This is a genomic window from Microcoleus sp. CZ3-B2 (assembly GCF_036705055.1).
In the GTDB taxonomy this organism is placed as follows: Bacteria; Cyanobacteriota; Cyanobacteriia; order Cyanobacteriales; family Microcoleaceae; genus Microcoleus.
Genome location: NZ_JAUBTN010000051.1, coordinates 23,406 through 46,070 on the forward strand (window position 1 = coordinate 23,406; position 22,665 = coordinate 46,070).

Annotated in this window: 14 protein-coding genes and 1 pseudogene; 13 read left to right on the plus strand and 2 right to left on the minus strand. The window is 45.9% G+C overall.

The genetic code is table 11. From position 1 onward, the window contains the following. The first annotated feature begins 265 nt into the window (after positions 1 to 265). From QUA97_RS20495 to QUA97_RS20540, 10 genes and pseudogenes are all read left to right on the plus strand, one after another. On the plus strand, positions 266 to 1,417 hold the full coding sequence (locus QUA97_RS20495; RefSeq protein WP_194067893.1) for a Re/Si-specific NAD(P)(+) transhydrogenase subunit alpha: 1,152 nt from the start codon (positions 266 to 268) through the stop codon (positions 1,415 to 1,417). A 431-nt stretch (positions 1,418 to 1,848) separates the two neighbouring features. Beyond that, entirely contained in the window at positions 1,849 to 2,142 is a 294-nt protein-coding gene (locus tag QUA97_RS20500) for an NAD(P) transhydrogenase subunit alpha (RefSeq protein ID WP_106150865.1), read from the plus strand. Continuing rightward, entirely contained in the window at positions 2,139 to 3,545 is a 1,407-nt protein-coding gene (locus QUA97_RS20505) for an NAD(P)(+) transhydrogenase (Re/Si-specific) subunit beta (protein WP_194067894.1), read from the plus strand. Before QUA97_RS20500 ends, QUA97_RS20505 begins: the two co-directional genes overlap by 4 nt. 372 nt (positions 3,546 to 3,917) lie before the next feature. After that, positions 3,918 to 4,244: pseudogene (locus QUA97_RS20510) on the plus strand (DUF433 domain-containing protein). A 209-nt stretch (positions 4,245 to 4,453) separates the two neighbouring features. Then, on the plus strand, positions 4,454 to 7,081 hold the full coding sequence (locus tag QUA97_RS20515; protein ID WP_333195705.1) for a protein-arginine deiminase family protein: 2,628 nt from the start codon (positions 4,454 to 4,456) through the stop codon (positions 7,079 to 7,081). Between the two features lie 463 nt (positions 7,082 to 7,544). Then, complete coding sequence (locus QUA97_RS20520) at positions 7,545 to 8,456, plus strand: hypothetical protein (protein ID WP_194067898.1); 912 nt, start codon at positions 7,545 to 7,547, stop codon at positions 8,454 to 8,456. A 207-nt stretch (positions 8,457 to 8,663) separates the two neighbouring features. Next, positions 8,664 to 11,636 carry an L-glutamate gamma-semialdehyde dehydrogenase gene (gene pruA / locus QUA97_RS20525; protein ID WP_333195708.1) on the plus strand — a complete coding sequence of 991 codons (2,973 nt, stop codon included), beginning with the start codon at positions 8,664 to 8,666 and terminating at the stop codon, positions 11,634 to 11,636. Positions 11,637 to 11,709: 73 nt separating this feature from the next. Beyond that, a complete protein-coding gene (locus QUA97_RS20530; RefSeq protein ID WP_333195710.1) occupies positions 11,710 to 13,329 on the plus strand; it encodes a glycosyltransferase family 39 protein in 1,620 nt (539 codons plus the stop codon). A gap of 14 nt (positions 13,330 to 13,343) precedes the next feature. Further along, on the plus strand, positions 13,344 to 14,984 hold the full coding sequence (locus tag QUA97_RS20535) for a glycosyltransferase family 39 protein (RefSeq protein WP_333195712.1): 1,641 nt from the start codon (positions 13,344 to 13,346) through the stop codon (positions 14,982 to 14,984). Between the two features lie 153 nt (positions 14,985 to 15,137). Further along, positions 15,138 to 15,617 carry a hypothetical protein gene (locus tag QUA97_RS20540; RefSeq protein ID WP_333089109.1) on the plus strand — a complete coding sequence of 160 codons (480 nt, stop codon included), beginning with the start codon at positions 15,138 to 15,140 and terminating at the stop codon, positions 15,615 to 15,617. A 152-nt stretch (positions 15,618 to 15,769) separates the two neighbouring features. Here QUA97_RS20540 and QUA97_RS20545 read toward each other — a convergent pair whose 3' ends face one another. Further along, positions 15,770 to 17,815 (minus strand): S8 family serine peptidase, encoded by a 2,046-nt coding sequence (locus QUA97_RS20545; RefSeq protein ID WP_333195714.1) that lies wholly within the window; start codon positions 17,813 to 17,815, stop codon positions 15,770 to 15,772. Between the two features lie 103 nt (positions 17,816 to 17,918). Here QUA97_RS20545 and QUA97_RS20550 point away from each other — a divergent pair, with 103 nt between their 5' ends. Together QUA97_RS20550 and QUA97_RS20555 are read left to right on the plus strand one after the other, a co-directional pair. Next, positions 17,919 to 19,016 carry a UPF0104 family protein gene (locus tag QUA97_RS20550; RefSeq protein WP_333195716.1) on the plus strand — a complete coding sequence of 366 codons (1,098 nt, stop codon included), beginning with the start codon at positions 17,919 to 17,921 and terminating at the stop codon, positions 19,014 to 19,016. A gap of 285 nt (positions 19,017 to 19,301) precedes the next feature. Next, positions 19,302 to 20,018 carry a Uma2 family endonuclease gene (locus QUA97_RS20555; protein WP_333195718.1) on the plus strand — a complete coding sequence of 239 codons (717 nt, stop codon included), beginning with the start codon at positions 19,302 to 19,304 and terminating at the stop codon, positions 20,016 to 20,018. Positions 20,019 to 20,057: 39 nt separating this feature from the next. Here QUA97_RS20555 and QUA97_RS20560 read toward each other — a convergent pair whose 3' ends face one another. Beyond that, a complete protein-coding gene (locus tag QUA97_RS20560; RefSeq protein ID WP_194067906.1) occupies positions 20,058 to 20,792 on the minus strand; it encodes a Uma2 family endonuclease in 735 nt (244 codons plus the stop codon). Positions 20,793 to 20,953: 161 nt separating this feature from the next. Here QUA97_RS20560 and QUA97_RS20565 point away from each other — a divergent pair, with 161 nt between their 5' ends. Next, entirely contained in the window at positions 20,954 to 22,414 is a 1,461-nt protein-coding gene (locus QUA97_RS20565; RefSeq protein ID WP_333195720.1) for a 16S rRNA (cytosine(967)-C(5))-methyltransferase, read from the plus strand. The last annotated feature ends 251 nt before the right edge of the window (positions 22,415 to 22,665 follow it).

The following is a 22,665-nucleotide window of genomic DNA, read 5'->3' on the forward strand; positions in this document are numbered from 1 at the left end:
CGCTAGTTTTCTGCTCTGTCGCTAGTTGTTAAACAGTCTTAAAGTCACTCTCGACAGTGCTGCTAGCCTAACAAGCCTTTATAACCTTGACCGACAAGCGAACATTACCCCAGAAATGGGAGTTTGAGGCAACCATACCTCATCGGAGAGGTTAATTAAATTCCCTCTCCGACCCCCGAAAGGGGATTCAAGGCGATTAAAATCGCCGAGCCGTTTTCCTCTCAGGACTGAAGTCGCTGAGTTTCCCACTTGCCGAGTTTTTCTTATGAAATTAGCGATCGCCAAAGAATTTAAAGCAGAGGAACGCCGGGTGGCCTTAGTGCCCGACGCTGTAGCCCGATTAGTCAAACAGGGCGTAGAAGTTTGGGTTGAGGCCGGTGCCGGGGAAAAATCGTTTTTCTCGGATCTTGCTTACGAAGAAGCCGGAGCTCGTGTTATCGGTGATACCGCTACGCTGTGGGGCGAAGCCGATGTCGTCGTCAAAATCGGGGAGATCCAAGAATCTGAAGTTCATCAACTCCGCGAAGGAGGAGTTTTCATCGGATTTTTGAATCCTTTGGGAAATCCGGCTTTAGTGCAGCGGTTGGCCGATCGCAAAGTAACGGCATTTAGCATGGAAATGATCCCGCGCACCAGCCGCGCCCAAAGCATGGACGCACTGTCATCCCAAGCCAACGTCGCCGGTTACAAAGCCGTACTGATCGCAGCCTGTGCATTGCCAAAATATTTCCCGATGCTGACAACGGCGGCGGGTACAATTCGCCCCGCGAAAATATTGGTAATGGGTGTGGGCGTTGCGGGCTTGCAGGCGATCGCCACAGCGCGCCGTTTGGGTGCAGTTGTCGAAGCCTTCGACATCCGCCCGGAAACCAAAGAACAAGTGCAAAGCTTGGGTGCTAAATTCGTTGATGTCGAACTAAAAGAAGAAACCGTCGCCGCCGGTGGCTATGCAAAAGAGCTATCAGAAGCCGCTAAAGAATACACCCGCCAAGTGCTCACCCAACACGTCAGCGCCTCCGATGCAGTGATTACCACCGCTCAAGTTCCCGGCAGAAAAGCACCTATTTTAGTTACCCGAGAAATGGTTTCTCAAATGAAACCTGGCTCGGTAATTGTTGACCTCGCGGCGGAACAAGGCGGCAATTGCGAGTGTTCTGAAGCGGGGAAAGATGTTGAATGGAACGGTGTTAATGTCATCGGGCCGATTAATTTGCCGTCCTCAATGCCGGTACACGCTAGCGAAACTTACTCGAAAAATATCTCGGCTTTGGTTCAGTTGATGCTGAAAGATAAGGAACTCAATTTGAATTTTGAAGACGATATCATTGCTGGTGCTTGTGTCGCCCGCGACGGTGAGATTAGCAACCAGCGAGTTCGCGATGCTTTGACGGCTGAGGCATCCGTAGTCAATAGTTAGTAGTCAATAGTCAATAGTCATTAGTCATTAGTCATTAGTCATTAGTCATTGGTTATTAGTGGGGATATGGCTGGTGTAATTAGTGTCAACTTAAATCTAAAACCATTGATGAATCTCGTTTTTAGCCAAGGCCAGATCCCCCTAAATCCCCCGGATAGTCGGGGGACTTTGAATGCTTCTTCTCCTCCCTTATTAAGGGGGAGTAGGGGGCAAGCTAAGGGGTAATCTGGCCTCGGCAGTAAACAGGAGTCTGTGAATAGGTTTGAACTGATTGGGAAACGGTAAAGCTTTTACAGTTGATAACTACTAACTAATGACTAATGACTACTGACTAATGACTAATGACTACTGACTAATGACTACTGACTACTGACTAATGACTAATGACTACTGACTAATAACCAATTTCCAATTACTAATTACCAATTGTTATGGCAGAAGGATTGATTGCAGGTTTAGTAGTGTTTACGCTAGCGTCGTTTGTGGGATTTGAAGTAATTAATAAAGTCCCGCCGACGCTGCACACACCTTTGATGTCGGGATCGAATGCGATTTCGGGAATTGCGGTTTTAGGGGCAATTCTGATTTCGGGCCAGGGAAATGTGACTGTTACTTCGATTTTGGGGACGATCGCGATCGCCCTGGCCACAATTAACGTTGTCGCCGGTTTCTTAGTAACCGATCGAATGCTGCAAATGTTCAAGAAAAAAGAGGTTAAAGCGTGAGCGATTTTCTACCCAGTGGCATTCAGCTAGGCTATCTAGTGGCCGCATCTTTATTTATCGTCGGTTTGAAACAATTGGGCTCCCCGGCTACTGCGCGTCAAGGAAACGTGTTAGCTGCGATCGGGATGTTTATTGCGATCGTCGGTACGTTACTCGAAAGGCAAGTTATCAGCTACGAATTGATTGCTGTCGGCATCATCATCGGTTCCATTGTGGGAACAATTATGGCGAAAACCGTTGCAATGACGGATATGCCGCAGATGGTGGGTTTGCTTAACGGTTTCGGGGGCGCGGCTTCTGCACTTGTTGCTGTGGGCGAATTCTGGCGCTATCTCAGCATCCCGCAATCGCCTGCGCCGGATACGACGATTACGATCCTTTTGGGCGTGTTAATCGGCGGAATTACCTTTACTGGTAGCCTTGTGGCGTTTGCAAAACTGCAAGAATTGCTACCGGGTGCTCCGATTTCGTTTCCGTTTCAACAGCCGTTTAATGCGATGCTGGCGATCGCGCTTTTAGCCGGCAGCGGTTATATGGTGTTTCACCCGGAGGATGTGCCGGTATTCCTGGCTTTGGTGGCGATTTCCAATATTCTGGGGATCATGTTTGTACTGCCGATTGGCGGTGGTGATATGCCGGTGGTGGTGTCGCTGCTTAACTCCTATTCGGGGATTGCGGCGAGTGTGGCTGGGTTCATTTTGATGAACAATATGCTGATTATTGCTGGGGCACTTGTGGGCGCGTCTGGAATTATTTTGACGCAGATCATGTGTAAGGCGATGAATCGATCGATCTCTAACGTGTTGTTTGGCGCGTTTGGTGGCGGCGGCGGTGGTGCGACTGCTGGGGCTGCTGCTGGTGCTACTGACAAAACTGTTCGCAGCATCAATCTCGAAGAAAGTGCGATGATGTTAGGCTATGCGCGATCGGTGGTAATTATTCCCGGTTACGGAATGGCTGTAGCGCAAGCCCAGCATTCGGTACGCGAGTTAGCCGACGGTTTGGAAAAAATGGGTGTTGACGTGAAATACGCGATTCACCCGGTGGCTGGGCGGATGCCGGGGCACATGAATGTGCTGTTGGCGGAAGCAAACGTGCCTTATCCGCAGTTGTACGATATGGACGATATCAACCCGCAATTTGAAGAAACGGATGTGGCGTTGGTAATCGGCGCGAATGATGTGGTGAATCCGGCGGCGCGCCACGATACGGCGAGCCCGATTTACGGGATGCCGATTTTGGAGGTTGATAAGGCTAAGCATACGATCGTGATCAAGCGCGGGATGAGTGCTGGTTTTTCCGGTGTTGACAATGAGTTGTTTTACAAGGATAAGACAATGATGTTGTTTGGTAGCGCTAAGGATGTGGTTGCGAAATTAGTTGCTGAGGTGAAGCAGTTGTAGGATTTTTGCGATCGCACATTAACGCACATTAACGCAGATAATTAAACCCGGTTTCTCCAAGAAACCGGGTTTTTGTTTTGATTTGGTTTTGATTTCAATACTCTTCAGTCGGCGGAGGCTGACTTCGTTTGTCTAGTCGCGATTTCAATCGCCGAGTCTTCTAATATCAAATCCGGTAGCATCGGAATGATTCAGATATATATTCTCGGACTCTGTGTACTCTGTGTTCTAATAAGGTTAAATCATTCCGATCCAACCGGAAACGATATAACTTGTGGGAAGGCAGAAACCGGGTTTTTTGCAAAAATATTTCCTAAAATCTTTGAGCTACAATTTTTAGCATATATTTATAGCATAACCGAAGCTTAAGCTATGACAATAACCGAATTAAAAGTCAATCTTGCTTCCTTAACGATCGCAGATAAAGCAGCAGCTATAGAAATTTTACTTCAAACTTTAACCAACGGTTCCCTCGGCATAAAAAAAACTCCCGGCTGGTGCGGCGGTGATGCTGGTGTTAGCAATACTCGCATACCCGTTTGGTCGCTGGTGGGCGATCGCCGTTTAGGTGCTGACGATGGTATCATTCTATAATCATTTCCCGATTTAACCGCCGCTGACTTGGTAAATGCTTGGGCTTATGCTGATGCTGATCCAGAGGAAATTGAACAAGCAATCAAAGAAAATGAGGAAGCCTAAAAGATGGCGTAAATATCCCATAACAGAACTTACCGACTCCGACAAAGAAACGGGGTTTTTTATCTAATCTGTCGGTAGCAACAAAGTATTTTTGAGAAAAACCCGGTTTCTCGGCCCCATGCTAAGTCCTATTCGCCCAAATCACCGTAAAATCTTACCAAAGGCACCAAGATTAGGTAAAATAATTTGGGTGTCAGAGGATAAACTATATGCGCTGGGTTAAATATATTACGATCGCCATTGTCAATACTTTCGGTGTCGTCATCGGTATTATTTGGGTTGCTGTGCCCGCAACAGTGGCTCAACCTTCCCTCAACTACCAACTCGCACTCTCAGGGCGACAGTCAGACGGCGACACTCCGCAATCGCTCCCGGAACTCTACAAATTGCGCGATCGCCTCAAGGTAGAATTAGATAACAGCACCAAAAATCCCGACAACAACCTGTTTTCCCCAGAACATTGGAACCGCCAGCAATCTAAAAATCTGGCCGAGCAACTCCAAAACGCTCAAAGTCAGATTCAAACAGAAGAAAGAGCTAAAAATAATTGGGACGATGCTGCTAAAATAGCCGCCAGAGCTGTTGTAATTGGACGCACTTCTAAAGCCGACCCTGCTACTTGGGAAGAGTCACAACGCCTGTGGCAAATGGCGCTCAACCACCTGCGACTCATCCCTCACGGTTCTTTTTTGGCTGAGCGGGCGATCGACAAAACCATCGAATATCAAGGAAACCTCACTGTCGCTACCTACGAATGGCAAGTAGCACGTTCTCAACAGAAAATTAGAGCCGAGGAAGAACAGGTAAGAGAGCTAGCCAGAAAAGAGCAAGAGAAAAAAGAATTCGCCCGCCGAGAAATAGAGAGAAAAGAACAAGAGAAAAAAGAACTCGCCCGCCAAGAAATAGAAAGACAAGAATTTGCCAAACAAGAATTAATCCGCCAAGAACGAGAAAAACAAGAATTCGCCCGCCAAGAACTAATCCGCCAAGAACAAGAAAAGCAGGAATTAGCCCGCCAAGAATTAGAAAAGCAGGAACGAGAAAAACAAGAATTAGCCCGCCAAGAATTAGAAAAGCAAGAACTAGCCCGCCAAGAATTGGAAAAGCAAGAATTAGCCCGCCAAGAACTCGCCCGTCAAGAATTAGAAAAGCAGGAATTAGCCCGCCAAGAACTAGCCCGCCAAGAATTAGAAATAAATCAGCAAGCAACTCCTCAACCAACTCCTGAATCAACCGCAACTGCTACTCCCGCCCCTGTAAACCTCGCAGCCTCGCAGACCAACTTCTTCTTTGCGGGAGATACTAACAGAGACGGCGAAATTAATCAACTAGACGAAGCCGGAAAAGAACAATGGTCATTGTCTAGCGGCGCGCTAATTGTGTTTAACGATCCCAAGAACGATCGCACAAAAATAGCCCCTTGGAAACAAACCAAAGTTAGCGTCCCCCGCCGCGCAGCCATGCTTTCTCAAGTTAACTTAACTTTGTCTGAAAACTTCAAAACCTCTCAATTATTTATCACTGCTGATAGCATCGCCAGCCCTCATATCAACGTTTTTCAGAAAATAGGCGATGGATGGCAAGCTGTAGATATATCCGGTACAAAACCCCTAGTTTTCAGCACGAATATTGTTTTAGGTGTCGAAGCAAAACAATTTGCCGATCGCAATTGGAACGGCAAAGTCAATCTCAAAGCAACTGCCGAAAACAACGGTCAACAAATCGCCGCCACCACCATCCAAATGGGTGTCAGTCCTTGGATAATACCAGCCAATACCGCACCAGTCACAGAAGTTCAAGTCAGCGACAGAGGGGCCGCCAACAGTGAATTTATCTCGCAACTGAAACAAGCAGTAGAACCCACTGGCGCTCAATTAAAAATTATCCAGGGCGGTAATGCTTGGATGCAAAATATTCAGAAAAACGGTTACATTCAACTTCCCGAAAAATCTGATATACGCCAATTGAATGTGGCTCTCAAAAGCAATGACGAACCCAATAAAAACCCGCCGGATAAATCAAGTGAAGAGCGTAACTTGAGAGTAATTAAAATTGGCAACTCTCGCGACGATAACCCCGTAAGTCAGTGGTCAAATGGCTACGGAAATTTGCAGGTGACACCGCCGATTCCCGGATATCCAATGGGTCGAGCTTATTACGGAAATTCGGGAAATGCTAGTTTTAATCCAGAGGTACTTGATTTTATTCAAGCTCAAAGAATTCAAGGGCCTCCGGTGGATATTGATACTTCTTGGCTTTTGACTCGCCAAGTCGATGAAATTATCAATTTTATTCCCAGTCAAACTCCCGGAAAATATGTAATGGCGATCGCCAGTCCAGAAGCCGGAGTAAAGCTGTTGGAAGAATTGGCGGGGAAAGGTTACGGCGAGGTTACTATCAATCGCGGTTTGAGCAATGAAACTACAGTCAGCGCCGCCTTGAAAAATCAAGCTTTAATGCAACACAATCTCAATTTGCAAAAGCAGAAAATCAACCCGATATTAGACAAGTTGAAAAGAGAGTTTTCACTGACAGACGACCAAATCGTTCAAGTTCCAGCGATGTTTGGCTACAGCGGTTATGCTTGGTGGCCAAATATGGTCAATTCGGTACCAGTCAACGGCAATTTGTTAGTTTCTAATCCCCGCGGCCCGATGATTGACGGCAGAGATTACACTCAAGAAAGATTGCGCCAACTGCTGCTTCCTGCTGGTGTTAGTGTGAGTTTTCTAAACGATCGCTATTATCAAGAATTGAAAGGAAACGTGCAGTCGGCAACGAATACTGTGAGGAAGCCTGAACTGCAGCCTTTTTGGCAGACTTTGCCTAATAATTAGTAATCGGGAATTGGGAGTCGGAAATTGGTAATTGGTAGGGGCGGATTTCACCAACAATACTCGCCTGTAACGAACAATCTCATAAACCCGCCCCCACCCAGCGATAAATTTACGCCTACATTTTTCCCATCAAAAAGTTTTGATTTCTGTTTGCGCTCAATACTTATATTTCAGGGCGCACTCGGAACAAAGAAACCGGGTTTTTACCGAGATTGATGATTTTGAGCAGGTATTTGGCAAAAAACCCGGTTTCTGGTCACTCGCGCCCCCTAGTTTGTAGTAAGGACTTTAGTCCTCAGCGCTAGGAATGACGCATCGGTGGTCAGAAACCTGGTTTTTGGAGAAAATACGAGCGTTACAGTTTACAGATGAGCGAAAAAACCCCGGTTTCTTTGACCTTAATAGGCAAGTCGCGATCGCGTAAAATGTCTAAAAGCAGTATTTGTACAAAAAATTTAGCCCCATGAACGACGAACAGGAAAAAAATCAAATTTTGACCCAGCAACCAGAAACAGTTTCCACAGCCAGCGATGAGTTCCCGAACGCAGAAATGGTTAGTGCCAATTCAACAGCAGAACCGACAGAAACTCCCGCTGAAATTGTGGCAAACGAAGATATTCCAACAACAATCAACGAAACAGAAACAATTCCAATTTCCGCAGAATATCCGCCTGAAACCAGTCAATTTGTCAGTGATTCCTATCCCACAACTCACACAGCAAATCCTGAACCAAAACCAACTCAATTTTGGCAAATTTTGGCTATTTTTTTCAGTGGAATGTTAGTCGGTTCTGTGCTCAGTCTCGGTAGTTTCCTAGCGTGGAAAATGTATCAGGAAAGAGCGAACATTCAAATCAGACTGCCCGCTGACGTACCCCTGCGGGAAAGCCCTCCGCCTGTCCCTGAAGCGCGCCTCAACCGCCGGCCCGGACTTCCCCCAGCACCCCAGCAGACACTGCCCCTCACCATCCCGCCGTCGGCCAGTCAGACTCCAATTCCCTCGCTCTCAGGCGTTCCGCCACTTGCTTCGCCGTTGCCGAAATCTTCTCCATCTCCTTCTGGCGCTGCGGTGGAAACTCCTGTAACTGAGCGAGTTAACTTTCCAGCAGGTGCTACGGGAACTACTCTCAATAATAGTTTGCGAGCCAATATATCCAAGCGCTACTTGGTAGAATGCAATAGCGGCCAAAGCATGACAATTAAGGTTCAAGAAGGTCAAGTTAACGCGGCAATCACTGCTCCTAACGGTGAAAAAATCGGCACTGCAGATAGCGCGAGTCAGTGGCAAGGTCAGCTACCAAGCAGCGGCGATTATACTATAGAAATTTCGGGCGATCGCCAAGCAAACTACGTTGTTAAAATAGAAGTAAAATAGTAAGTATAATTTGCTCGGGGGGCAACTACAAAAGGAAGCATCAAGCGTCAGAGCTTTTGTAGTGCTGTCCCCGTTCGTTACATATAAGGAAGCGAACGGGGACAGCACCCATACAAAAAATGCTTTTTACACTCCGCAAGAGATGCTTTGGTTGCCAAATATATCAGCCCGCCGCGCCAATTACCAATTACCAATTACTAATTAGCAATGGTCGCACAAGTATCTCCAACCATCTACGAAGCCAAGACTCAGGAAATAGCTCAAGAAATCCTGAAGGCCACTCAAGACAAAAAGCGATCGTTTTTTGGCCAACTGCAAGACCAAATGCGCTGGGACGACAAACTGATGGATTGGGCAATGGCCAGCCCCGGACTGCGCGTCCAATTGTTTCGATTTATTGACTGTTTGCCCGCCCTCCGCAGCAAGCCGGAAATTGCCCGCCACTTGCAAGAATACCTGACTGTGGAAGAGGTAGAATTGCCCGAAGCTTTGAAAAAATTGCTCAGCTTTGCTAACGCTGATTCTGTCCCCGGTCAATTGGCGGCGACGACGGTTGCGCCTGCGGTGGAAACTTTGGCGCACAAGTATATTTCTGGGGAAAATATCAAGCAGGTAATTAAAACCTTAGAACGACTTCGCAAAGATAAAATGGGTTTTACAGTTGACCTTTTGGGGGAAGCTGTGATTACAGAAGCTGAGGCGGAAAGTTATCTCAACCGCTATTTGGAATTGATGGCGGAACTAGCGAAGGCAGCGCATAATTGGTCGCAGGTAGATGCTATTGACAAAGCTGATGGCGAAACTTTGCCGCGAGTGCAAGTATCTGTCAAGTTAACGGCTTTTTATTCTCAGTTTGACCCGCTGGATGCTAAAGGCAGCGAGGAGAAAGTCAGCGAGAAAATTCGCTTGTTATTGCGCCGCGCCCAGGAGTTGGGAACTGCCGTTCACTTCGACATGGAACAGTACGCCTATAAGAGTTTAACTCTCAGCATCCTCAAAGACTTATTGTTAGAGGAAGAGTTTCGCAGTCGCACGGATATTGGTATCACATTGCAGGCATATTTGCGCGACAGCAAGCAAGATTTGCGAGACATTATTGCCTGGGCTAAGAAACGCGGCAATCCCATAACTGTACGGCTGGTGAAAGGCGCTTATTGGGATCAGGAAACTATCAAGGCGATGCAGAAAGATTGGCCGCAGCCTGTCTACAACGACAAGGTTGCTACGGATGCGAATTTTGAAGCAATGACGCAGTTGCTGCTAGAAAATCATGATTTTTTGTATGCAGCAATTGGCAGTCACAACGTGCGATCGCAAGCCAGGGCGATCGCGATTGCCGAAACTCTCAACATACCGCGCCGCCGCTTTGAAATGCAGGTACTGTACGGCATGGGCGACAAATTGGCTAAGCTTTTGGTCGATCGGGGTTATCGCGTCCGAGTATACTGTCCCTACGGCGATTTGTTGCCGGGAATGGCTTATTTGATCCGCCGATTGCTGGAAAATACCGCCAACAGTTCGTTTATCCGGCAAAGTTCCGAAGAAATGCCGATCGAACAATTATTAGCCGCCCCAGTAGCCAATGGCAACGACCAGCTAGTTTACAGCAAAGTATTTCCCAACGTCGCCGATACCGACTACGCCAATACCAAATTGCGGCAACAAGCAGAAACAGCCATCAAATCAGTGCGCGCCAACCTAGGAAAAACCTATTTACCCCTAATCGATGGCGAGTACCAAAATACCGAAACCACAGTTAACTCTCTCAACCCTTCCAATCCCGCAGAAATAGTCGGCAAAATCGGATTGCTATCCGAATCCCAAGCAAAACAAGCCCTAGAAGCAGCAAAAGCAGCCTCTACGAGTTGGCGCAAAACCCCCGTCCGCCAGCGCGCCGGAGTTTTGCGAAAAGCAGCAGAATTGATGGAACAGCGGCGGCACGAACTGTCAGCTTGGATGGTGTTTGAAGTCGGCAAACCTGTCAGAGAATGCGATGCCGAAGTTTCCGAAGCTATCGATTTTTGTCGCTACTACGCCGATGAAATGGAACGCTTGGAACAAGGGCAAAATTACGATGTAGCAGGAGAAAACAACCGCTACACCTATGGGCCGCGCGGCATTTCTTTGATTATTTCTCCTTGGAATTTTCCCCTCGCAATTCCCGTAGGCATGACAGTTGCATCGCTAGTAGCAGGTAATTGTACGCTGCTAAAACCAGCGGAATTTTCCTCAGTAATTGCGGCTAAAATAGCCGAGATTTTGCTAGAAGCGGGGATTCCTAAAGGCGTATTTCAATACGTGCCTTGCAAAGGTTCAACCGTGGGGGCGTATATGGTAAAACACCCAGATGTTCACATGATTACCTTCACCGGTTCTCAGGAAGTTGGCTGTCAGATTTATGCGGATGCTGCGATTTTGCAGCCGGGACAAAAACACCTGAAGCGAGTAATTGCGGAAATGGGCGGCAAGAATGCAATTATTGTCGATGAAAGTGCGGATTTAGACCAAGCCGTGGCGGGGGTGGTTTATTCGGCATTTGGATATAGCGGTCAAAAATGTTCTGCTTGTTCGCGAGTAATTGCGATCGAATCGGTGTACGATACTTTTGTGGAAAGATTGATAGAAGCTGCGCGATCGCTCAACGTCGGTGCAGCCGAAAATCCCGGCACTCAAGTCGGGCCAGTCATCGATGCCACCGCCCAGTCGCGCATCCGCGAATACATCGAAAAAGGTCGCGCCGAAGCTAAGATAGCCTTAGAAATGGCGGCACCCGAAACAGGTTATTTTGTCGGCCCAGTGATTGTTACGGAAGTATCGCCGACTGCAACTATCGCCCAAGAAGAAATTTTTGGCCCGGTGTTGTCGGTGATTCGGGCAAAAAATTTCAGCGAAGCGATTGCTATTGCTAACGGTACGAATTTCGCTTTAACCGGCGGATTGTATTCTCGCACGCCTTCGCATATCGATCGCGCCCAAGCCGATTTTGAAGTCGGAAACCTGTACATAAATCGCGGAATTACCGGCGCAGTGGTATCGCGGCAACCCTTCGGAGGATTCAAACTTTCGGGAGTTGGTTCCAAAGCCGGCGGCCCGGATTACTTGCTGCAATTCCTCGAACCGCGCACAATAACCGAAAACATTCAGCGACAAGGTTTTGCGCCGATTGAAGGAGTAGATTAAAAAACCTATTGGTAGGGTGCGCCGGCCGGTGCACCTTACTCAACAATTTAATATCAAATAAGTTATTGCACAAATGGAAATAACTAAAAACAGCAATAAAGTGCATCCTTTTCAGGCATTGCCTCCGAAGGGACTGCGAGTTGTAATTGTCATTTTATTACTTTTAGGCATATTTTTTCGCTTCGGCAATCTCGGAGGAAAAGTATACTGGATAGATGAAGCTTATACCTCCTTGCGGATGTCCGGTTATACAGAATCAGAGTTTATTGAGCAAGTAGTTGACGGAAAAATTCGAGAAATTCAATACTTACAAAAATACCAGCGGATTAATTCAGAAAAAAGCGTAGTCGATACTGTAAAAGGTCTAGCATTAGAAGAACCTCAACTCGCTCCCCTGTATTTTATCACAACCAGATTTTGGGTGCAACTGTTCGGCGATTCAATAGCTGTAACTAGAAGTATGTCGGCAGTTTTTAGCCTGCTGGCCTTGCCTTGTATGTATTGGTTGTGCTTAGAATTATTTGAATCCTCCCTAACAGCTTGGTTGGGAGTTTCTTTACTAGCTGTATCGCCTTTTCAAATAGTTTACGCTCAAGAAGCTCGACCTTACAGTTTATTTGTCTTAGTAATTTTGCTGTCGGGCGCTGCTTTGCTGCGGGCAATGCGTCTAAAAACTAACAGTAGTTGGGCAATTTATGCCCTAACAGTAGCACTGGGATTTTATTCTCACCTATTATTTGCACTGGTAGCACTAGGACATGGAATTTATGTAGCCATCTCGGAAATACTGCGATTTAAAAAAAATATAATTGGCTATTTACTAGCATCAATAACCGGAATTATTGCTTTTTTCCCTTGGATTTTAGTTTTTATAATCAACTCCCAAAATGTAAATCAAAAAACATCTTGGCAGTCTTTAAAGATTCCCCTTCCCGACTTAGCTGTCAATTGGGTGTATAACATTGCTAAGCAATTTTTCGATCTAGGAATAGACTCCAATGTACCGCGATTATATTCAAGATTGCTCCTACTTTTGACTTTAATAATTGTTGCATATTCTTTTTATTTACTCCTGAAGTATACAGAACAGCGTGTTTGGTTGTTTGTTATGACATTAACCTGCGTGATAGTCGTGATTTTTTTACCCGCAGATATAATTTTTGGCGGAATTCGATCGCTCAACACGCGCTACATGATTCCCTGTTATCTAGGAATGCAAATAGCTGTTGCCTATCTTTTTGCTTCCAAAATCACATCTCCTCAAGTTACAGTGCAGTTGCAAAAGCTGTGGAGGCTGGCTTTTGCTGCTGTGCTATCTGTTGGGATTATCTCTTGCTGCATCTATTTGCCGGCAGACACTTGGTGGAATAAAGACCGTTCTTATATTAACATCCCGATCGCCCGCACGGTTAACTCAGCTTCTGGGCCTTTACTGGTTGCAGATTTGTGGGTGTATAGTGTAGATACAATCGCTAATTTACTCAGTCTGAGTTACCTGCTGGTTCCCCAAACTAAATTTATCGTATTCCCGCCTCAAACCGTGGAAATTCCCCCAAATTTTCAGGAGATATTTCTATACGGAATTTCCCCTGAAGTCAAAGCAGAAATCGAAAAAAAGACTCCCTATGAAATCGAAAAAATTTATTCTCTAAAAGGTGGAGATACCATTTTGAGTAAGTTGCGAACCAAGTAAAAAATATTGAAAAAATGCGTTTTAATTTACCTAGAAAATGGTTGGGTTTTCTGATAATCGCCGTATTAGCGATCGGCATTTTCTTTCGATTTGTCAATCTCGATGGCAAATTTTATTGGATAGACGAAACCTATACTTCTTTAAGAGTTTCCGGCTACACGGAAGCGGAAATGCTCAAAGAAATTTCCTACAATAAAATAACCTCGCCCTCGGATTTACAAAAATACCAGCAGGTAAATTCCGAAAAAACCTTAAGCGATAGCCTGAATTCCTTAGCAACCGAAGACCCGCAACACCCGCCGCTGTATTACGTACTAGCGCGATTTTGGGCGCAATGGTTCGGCACTTCAGTTACAGCAATGAGAAGTTTGGCCGCCGTGATTAGCTTGCTAGTATTTCCCGCCATTTATTGGCTGGCTTGGGAGTTATTTGAATCCTCAGCAGTAGCATGGATGGCGATCGCAATTTTCGCGATTTCTCCCTACCACATCTTATTTGCCCAAGAAGCCAGACAGTACAGTTTGTGGACATTAACTACTATTTTATCGAGTGCAGCCTTGCTGCGAGCAATGCGCCCCGAAGCAAATCAAAATCCAATTTGGCTGGTTTCTCACTGGGCGCTTTACGCAGTCACAGCAGCAATGGGATTTTACACCCACTTGTTATTTGTCTGCGTCGCCGCCGCCCATGCAATCTACGTCGCCTTGATTGCCAACTGGCGCGATATTAAAACATTTATTGCCTATTATGTAGCCGCTTTAATTGCTTTAATCGGCTTCATGCCTACCCTCGTAAATACTGTAGAAAATTTAAATCAAATTAGAAGCACAACAGTATGGGCAGAACAGACAAATCTCTTAAGATTAGTTAGCAGGTGGGTGGGTTCCCTCAGCATAGCATTTTTTGATATTGGCATTGATGGAAGTGCCAGTGCCACACAACTAGCCTTGATAATTCCCGCTGGTATCGCGATTCTAGCTTTAGTCGGCTATGCGATTTATTTTCTGTGCCGGCAAACACCAAAGCGGGTGTGGTTGATGGTATTGTTATTAATTGCCACAACCGCAATATTTTTAGCATTACCCGATATACTTAAAGGCGGCAGGCGATCGGCAAATCCGCGATATTTAGTTCCTTGTTATGTGGGAATTCAGCTAGCAGTTGCTTACCTGCTGTCTACAAAAATTAGCAACAAATGTGATAATTTAAAACAGCAAAGATTGTGGAAAATAGTTATAGTCTCACTTTTTTGTGCAGGCATCATATCCGGTGGAGTTAGTTCTGGGGCCGATAGTTGGTGGAACAAAGGCAGCGGCTGGCTGCGCGCCGAATTGGAAGTAGCGGCGATTGTCAATTCTGCCAGCAATCCCTTAATAATCAGCGATGCGAATATCGCATACATGATGGCTTTGAGTTATCGCTTGCAACCACAAGTCAAACTGCTAATAGAACCGCGCTGCTATACTTCTTGCTACAAAAATCAAGAATTGGCACGAAAAAAACCTGAACCCCCGACAATTCCCGGCGGTTTCAGCGACTTGTTTTTATACAGACCGTCCTCAAATTTGCGATCGGCAATTGACCAACAAAACTATCAAATAAATCCGGCGGTTAGTAATGTCGATCTCAATCTCTGGAAAATTACTAAGAAATAATCTAAAAGATTGGGGGAAAAAAATATCTGGTTCGCTGTGAAATACGGCCCAGCAACTGAATTTTTGAAAGTATGTCGCAAGTAGAGTAGAATATGGCTGCTTTTCGGGGTAAGCTAGAAATTAAGCATCTAAAAATAACATAAAAAATCTACAATGACAGTAACTGAAACCTCCAATATTCGCAAACTGCTGTGCGATCCAGAGTTAGGACTGATCCCTCATCTAGAAAAGTGCCTGAAAGACTTGCACTCGTCTGCGATCGCCAGCGGAGAGAAATTTAAGGTAGAACCTTACGATATCGAACTGCAAAGCTGCGACACCCAGAAGCATCCCAACGACCAAAGACCGATCGTCACTCAGTCAGTGTTAATCAAAATTCCCTTGACAGGGAAAGCTGAAGACAAGATGCACTTATTTCTGATTGCAAGTGACTTGCAGAACCAAATCGACATCAAAATTATCGACTGGAGTGCCTTAGAACGCCGCCAATATGACATTCACGGCATCCCCTTAAAGCAGCCGATTACCAAAATTGAGGGCGAGATGAAATACGATTTAGTATTCGATCGACCAAATCACTGCTGCATCACTCTGTGCCGCAAATTTGACTTGATTTACGCCGCCAATTATTAAGGATCGGAGTTGATGGTTGACGCTGCAACTATACAAAATTAGGATTAAAGTCATCAATACAAACCTACGATCAAGTTTGTAGTGAGGACTTTATTCCTTCTTGAGATTTTGATGAGAAAGGACTACAATCCTGACTACAAACCGGATTGAATTTAAACCGATCGATTGGCAGTTTCCGCCAGAATCTGCTTAATTTGAGCAGGAGTCAGACTCGGATTTGCCTGCAACATCAAAGCTATCACCCCAGCTACGTGCGGCACTCCCATTGAAGTACCCGCAAAATATCGATAGGGAATCCCCGGTTGAGAAAGCGGTACAGTTGAATAAACGTCACCAGAATCTGCCCTGCCACCATCACCACCCGGAGCAACAAAGTAATTAATTAGCTCTGATCCCGCCCGGTTAGAAAAATCGGCAAATAAGCCGTTGCGGCTAACCGCACCGACAGCAATTCCTACGTCATTTGCAAACCGAGCCGGATAATCTACCTGCGGGCGAGCATCATTTCCCGCTGCTGAAACTACGAGTATGCCGCGAGCTTCGGCAGCTTGAATTGCAGTCAATTCTCGATCGTTCAACTGTTGGCCACCCAAACTCACATTAATCACTTTTGCTCCATTTGCTACCGCATAATAAATCGCCTCAATTTCATTGTTAATTGTCCCCACTCCGGCGCTATCGAGTATTTTTAAAGGCATAATTTTCGCAGTCGGAGCCGTTCCAGTAATTCCCACTCCATCTTTTTTCGCAGCAACTAAACCCGAGATATGAGTGCCGTGACTGTTATCATCCATCGGGTCATTATCGCCGTTGACAAAATCCCATCCCCGGAAATCGTCCACAAAGCCATTGCCATCATCATCAACGCCGTTGCTAGCTTTATTGCGACCACCCGCATCAACGCCGCTTTCCCCCGGATTGCTCCAAACATTCCCGGTCAAATCCGGGTGATTGTAGTCAATTCCGCTGTCGATAACTGCTACTACAATGCCGTCTCCAGTCAAGCCTTGCGCCCAAACTTCTGGAGCTTTGATTAAATCTCGACCCCACTCGTCGCCGCCCAAGTCGGGAACGTCAGGAAAAGTTGGAACACCCGCAGCCTTAGCAACTGCTGCCGCCGCATTCACCAAACCGAAGCCGAAACGACTGTCAAAACCAGGCACGTTGCTTGGATTGTTATCAGAAATAGTTGGAGGGGTTGCAGACAGATTTAGGGTAAAGTTTGTATTGCCTTGGTATTGAGAAACTCGGATAAAGTAAGTTCCTGCTGCCAAATTTTTGAGGTCGATTGACTGCGGCGATAAACCAGGTTCTTGAGAAGCAGCAATAATATCGGTAAAGTCAATAGAATTGTCGCCATTAATATCTTTAATCAGAGCAACGCCAACATCACCCGTAAAATTGTTGACTGTTAATTTAAAGTCGCTAGTTGCGGGCAAAGTAAAGCGGTAAATGTCGTCTGGTTGAGCGCTGCTAACCGAGTCGGTGATGGTTTGAGTGCTGTCCAAAACGCCTAAATCGCGGGCTTGGCTGAGTTGGTTTCCCAATAGGGTGCTTGCAGAGATAAATTTATCGGCGAGGTCTTGTGGAGATGCGTTGGCTACCAAGCCTAAAATAGCATTGGATTGGCGAATTTTAATTAATGTATTGGAAATGCCGGGGGCGATCGCGATTTCTTCGAGCATCAAGTCAGCTTCGGTAAGATTGTCAGTCAGTCCGATCGCATCGACAAAACTGTTAAAGTCTGTAATGATGTCAGCGGCTGCGGGATCGGAGACTGCCGTGTCGCTGCGGAGGACGAAGGTATCGGAGCCCAAACCCCCTGTCAGGGTATCTGTGCCTCCATCGCCTACTAAAACGTCGTTACCGCGGCCGCCGTAGAGGTCATCATCTCCCCTACCTCCCTGCAGGGTATCGCTGCCAGAATTGCCAAATAAGAAGTCATTGCCGGTACCGCCGTTGAGCAAGTCATTCCCGACACCACCGAATAGTGTATCGGAATTGCTGCCGCCGAGGAGTCTGTCGTTACCGCTGTCACCGTTGAGGCGATCGGCATCCGAGGAACCGACAATAAAATCGTTACCTCCGAGGGCAAAAAGTCCGTTAGGATAAGGAGTCAAAAAGCCCGGAGTTAATGCGAAACTGTTGGGACTATCATCTAAAAGATAGGAAAGACCGTCTGGACTCGGGCTGGCCATAGAAATTTACTCCTTAAGTACGATCGATCTAAATTTTAGATATAAAACATGAAATTGTGGTTAAGAAATCTACAATCCCAAATTCACTAATCAGGATCGGAAAATGGGAAAACAACACTTGCATCGAGTTCAGAATTTTTTCAAGCTGGCGAAATCGCGTTTAAAGCCTTATGTTCGCTATGTAATTCTGGGCGGGACGTTTTTATTTATTGCGAAAGCTTTTTTCACTCACTGGCGAGAAGTTGCGAACATCCAAATTCGAGCCGAAAGTTTTCCCTTGCTGGCGATCGCCCTCGGCATTACTTTAATGTCTCTGATTTTTGTCGGCTGGGTGTGGATGTTGATTTTGCGGGAATTCAATCAAGTTGTAAGTGTCCGGTGGGCGATTCAAATTTTTCTCAAAACTAATATTGCCAAGTATTTGCCGGGGAATATTTGGCATTTTTGGGGTCGAATTTCCGAGGCAAAAAAGGCTGGTATTTCGCCGAAAGTTTCTATTCTCAGCGTGTTGTTGGAACCGCTGCTGATGGCTTCGGCGGGGGTGCTGATTGGTTTGATTTGTTTTGACAAATTCAACGGTTTTTTGCGGATTTTCGGTTGTGCTGCGATTTTAACGGCGATTCAGCCCCGAATTTTAAATCCGATCGTCCTATTTGTGGAGCGGTTGAAGTTATCTAAGAAGAACGGGGAAAATTCTGAGATTGGGGAGGAAATTGGGGAGGAGATTGGGGAGATTGGGGAGGAGATTGAGGAGGTTGCGGGCGATCGACCAACTTGGCGTTTGGGGTCTAGCTCCAATCTAGCTAAAAACACATCTGGTGTCAAGTCTTCCCCGGAAATTCATTTACCAATTAAACGCTATCCTTTAGTGCCGTTAATCGGACAAATGTGTTTTATCGGATTGCGGGGCTGCGGTTTTTTGCTAACGGTAATGGCTTTAAATCCGGTGAATTTGATTGATATTCCGAACTTGTTCGGTGCTTTTTGTTTTGCGTTTGTTGTGGGTTTAGTTGTACCGGGTGCGCCCGGAGGGATGGGAGTATTTGAAGCAACGGCGATCGCCCTGCTGTCCGATCGCTTTTCTGTAGCTATAATTTTGAGTGCGGTGGCGTTGTATCGGATAGTGAGCATTTTGGCGGATGTTGCGGGTGCTGCGGTGGCAAAGATCGATCGGCAGCGCAGACAGGTTAAAAGAAGGTAAATTTAACTGTTTCGGCATCAGTTACCCCCTGAAAATATCGGAGAATCTGTAGATTGCAGGTAATAGGAATAGTGCGATAGAGTAGGGAACCGATTAGAACCGTTGCTGTCAACTTCACCCAAAAAAACACTAGAGGTTTAAACCCTAGCAGACTTATGCACTCCGACAAAGAAACCGGGTTTTTACCTAATCTGTGAGTTATAATGAAGTATTTTCCGAAAAACCCGGTTTCTCGGCCTTTAGCGTAAAATAGAAATTGATGATACTAGCAAAGGACTCATCCCCATGACGGCAACAATTCCCACAAAAACCTCAGCCGAAATCATCTACCCAGACAGCGACGGCAAACCCATGTCTGACAACACTAAACAGTTTGAACTAATTGTCACCATTCAAGGCGGAATAGATGCCCTATACAAAGAAGACGAAAATATTTTTGTAGCAGGTGACTTGCTGTGGTATCCAGTCGAAGGAGATAACAAAACTCGCCAAGCACCTGATACGATGGTAGTGTTTGGCAGACCGAAAGGTTACAGAGGTTCCTACCAACAGTGGCTGGAAGACAATATCGCCCCGCAAGTTGTCTTTGAAATCCTATCACCGGGAAACCGAATGGGATCGCTGTTTAAGCTGTTTAATTTCTATCAGAATTATGGAGTAGAAGAATATTATGTCTACAATCCAGAGGATAATGAATTAATGGGTTGGCTGCGAAGTGATGGAAAACTCAACTATATTGAATTAATTGATGGTTGGGTGAGTCCGCGTTTGCAGATCCGTTTTCAAACTGCATCGGGAGATTTAGAAATTTATCGGCCTGATGGAAAAAAGTTTTTGTCTTATGTGGAGTTGTCAAATCAAATGGAATCAGCACAACGACAAATGGAACTGACACAGCAACAAATGGAACAAGAACGACAGGAGAAAGAATTAGCACAGCAAAAAGCCGATCGCCTTTCCGACAAATTGCGAGAAATGGGCATCAATCCCGACGAAATTTGAACAAACAAGACGGCGGTTGAAACCACGTCTATACTGATTTCAATCGCCCTTTCCCGACTCTCCCGACAAAATCCCAACAAAATCCGCGTGTTCCGGCGAATTAATCCCCTCCTGCAAAACCGCCATCACCTGCGCCAAATCTCCCGACAACAAAGCCGGTACAGCCAACCACAAACCCGGAAAAACTCTACTGCAAATAACACCATTATCATCCGGTTGGATAGAAATATAGTTGCCTTTTTCCAACCTAAACCAATGCAAACGTTGTTTGTTAATCTGCCAAACCATATACTCCTGCACCCCATTTCGCCGATAAGCATTTTTCTTATCGTGCAAATCCTTAGATGCTGTACTTGCAGCTATTTCTACAATCAATTCTGGCGCACCTTGCACGTAATCATTATCAGTAATTCGCGAATTTCCTCCATTCTCAATTCGCAGCAAAGCGTCGGGCTGCGGTTCATTTTCTAAATCTAAAAATACAGTAGTTTCAATCCCTAAATCTACCCCTGGTGTTGCCACTTGGTAATTCAACAACAATCCGGTAATCGCAGCATGGGGTTTACCGTGGCTTCTGTGACGTACTGGGGATGGCATATACACAATTCCTTCAATTAATTCGGCTTTCTTGACCTGCGGCATGGCGAGATAGCGATCGTGAAATTCAGGTCGTGAAAGCCGATCGCCATTTTCCAGTGGCAGAATACTCGCATCGTCATCAGCAGGAGTTGGTTGCTCAATATTTCTTGTACTTTTTACAGATATTTGAGTCATCAGAAATCACCTTTTACTACAGGTATAGAAACTCGAAATAGTCAAATAAATAAGCAGTTATTTACATTATACACTTAACATCAACCTCGTTTCATCTTGTGAAAACAACGCTTTCAATCCTCAGACAACCTATAATAACTTGACATATCAACCAACCAGCCATGCAAAATCCGCGCCAAATAGCCTTTCTCGCACTCCGCGAAGTCCACCGCCGAGGTGCGTTTGCAGATGCCGCCCTCGATCGCACTTTAGGCAATTCTCAACTCAACGACCTCGATCGGCGTTTAGTCACAGAATTAGTTTACGGTAGCGTCAGGAGAATGCGGTCGATCGACTTTATCATCGACAAACTAGCAACAAAAAAATCCTCCCAACAACCGCCAGACATCCGCACCATCCTACATTTAGGCTTATATCAACTGCAATATCTCAACCACATCCCCCCCTCCGCCGCCGTCAACACCACCGTTCAACTAGCAAAAGAAAACGGATTTTCAGGACTCAGCAGTTTTGTCAACGGTTTGCTGCGACAATACATCCGTTTAACCCCCCCAAGCGGGGCCCGCACGCACCATCCATTACCCCTAGAAGAAGGGGCTAAGAGTGCTCCGAATTCCCCTCAGCAACCAGAGACTGAAACCACATCAAATCCCCCCCCTTACCAAGAAGGGGCTAGGGGGAGTTTGAATTTCCTAACATTACCGGAAAATCAAATCGAACGCCTAGGAATTCTGCACAGCTTCCCCGACTGGATTGTCAAATTGTGGATCGAACAAATAGGCGAAACCGAAACCGAACAACTCTGTGAATGGTTCAACAAATCCCCCAAAATTGACCTAAGAATAAATCCCTTAAAAAGCTCGATCGCCCAAATCGAAACCGCCTTCACAGCCTGCAACATCTCAACTAGCAGAATCCCCAACTTACCCCAAGCATTAAGACTAAATAGCAGCACCGGCGCAATTAAAAACCTCCCCGGATATAGAGAAGGTTGGTGGACAATCCAAGACAGCAGCGCTCAATTAGTCACCCATTTACTCGATCCACAGCCTGGAGAAATCATCATCGATGCCTGCGCGGCCCCAGGAGGGAAAACCACCCACAGCGCCGAATTAATGCAGGATACAGGCACTATTTACGCCTGCGACAAAACCGCCAGCAGACTCAAAAAACTTAAAGAAAATGCAGACAGACTCCAGATGAAATCTATCAAAATTCATACCGGAGACAGCCGCCAATTCCCAGAATTTATCAACCTAGCAGACAGAGTGTTATTAGACGCACCTTGTTCGGGCCTCGGAACCCTCCACCGCCGCGCCGACGCCCGCTGGCGGCACACACCTGAAAACATTCAACAACAATCCCAACTGCAATCAGAATTATTAGCAAATGCAGCGAAATTTGTCAAGTCCGGCGGCGTATTAGTTTATGCAACTTGCACGATTCATCCCTTAGAAAACGAACAAGTTGTGCGATCGTTCTTAGACAACAATCCTCACTGGCAAATCGAACCGCCAACCATTGATTTACCTGTACAACCATCACCCGAAGGATGGGTGAAAGTTTGGCCGCACAAATATCAAATGGACGGCTTCTTTATGGTTAAACTCAAGCAAAATTAACTTGCAAGACGATTGAAATCTGCAATTGCATCGGCGTTAATCAGTGTTAATCTGCGGTTCACCATTCACAATTTAGATGGTTGCAATAAATCCAATGTACATTTAAATTGTTGGTTGGGTCGGACGGTTTTTTTCAATTGTTGGTGAGAATGAAGGATTGTTGGTGAACCCTGCCCCATTGGTAACAAGTTAAGCTTGTATGCCAGTTGTCAAGGGGAGTTCAGAAGATTTCTCAAAGAAAAATTGATTCT

Bases quoted from the DNA above. Each gene is read 5' to 3' on its own strand.
- QUA97_RS20495 (WP_194067893.1), top strand. From the start codon at position 266: ATGAAATTAGCGATCGCCAAAGAATTTAAAGCAGAGGAACGCCGGGTG.
- QUA97_RS20500 (WP_106150865.1), top strand. From the start codon at position 1,849: ATGGCAGAAGGATTGATTGCAGGTTTAGTAGTGTTTACGCTAGCGTCG.
- QUA97_RS20515 (WP_333195705.1), top strand. From the start codon at position 4,454: ATGCGCTGGGTTAAATATATTACGATCGCCATTGTCAATACTTTCGGT.
- QUA97_RS20520 (WP_194067898.1), top strand. From the start codon at position 7,545: ATGAACGACGAACAGGAAAAAAATCAAATTTTGACCCAGCAACCAGAA.
- pruA (WP_333195708.1), top strand. From the start codon at position 8,664: ATGGTCGCACAAGTATCTCCAACCATCTACGAAGCCAAGACTCAGGAA.
- QUA97_RS20530 (WP_333195710.1), top strand. From the start codon at position 11,710: ATGGAAATAACTAAAAACAGCAATAAAGTGCATCCTTTTCAGGCATTG.
- QUA97_RS20535 (WP_333195712.1), top strand. From the start codon at position 13,344: ATGCGTTTTAATTTACCTAGAAAATGGTTGGGTTTTCTGATAATCGCC.
- QUA97_RS20540 (WP_333089109.1), top strand. From the start codon at position 15,138: ATGACAGTAACTGAAACCTCCAATATTCGCAAACTGCTGTGCGATCCA.
- QUA97_RS20545 (WP_333195714.1), bottom strand. From the start codon at position 17,815: ATGGCCAGCCCGAGTCCAGACGGTCTTTCCTATCTTTTAGATGATAGT.
- QUA97_RS20550 (WP_333195716.1), top strand. From the start codon at position 17,919: ATGGGAAAACAACACTTGCATCGAGTTCAGAATTTTTTCAAGCTGGCG.
- QUA97_RS20555 (WP_333195718.1), top strand. From the start codon at position 19,302: ATGACGGCAACAATTCCCACAAAAACCTCAGCCGAAATCATCTACCCA.
- QUA97_RS20560 (WP_194067906.1), bottom strand. From the start codon at position 20,792: ATGACTCAAATATCTGTAAAAAGTACAAGAAATATTGAGCAACCAACT.
- QUA97_RS20565 (WP_333195720.1), top strand. From the start codon at position 20,954: ATGCAAAATCCGCGCCAAATAGCCTTTCTCGCACTCCGCGAAGTCCAC.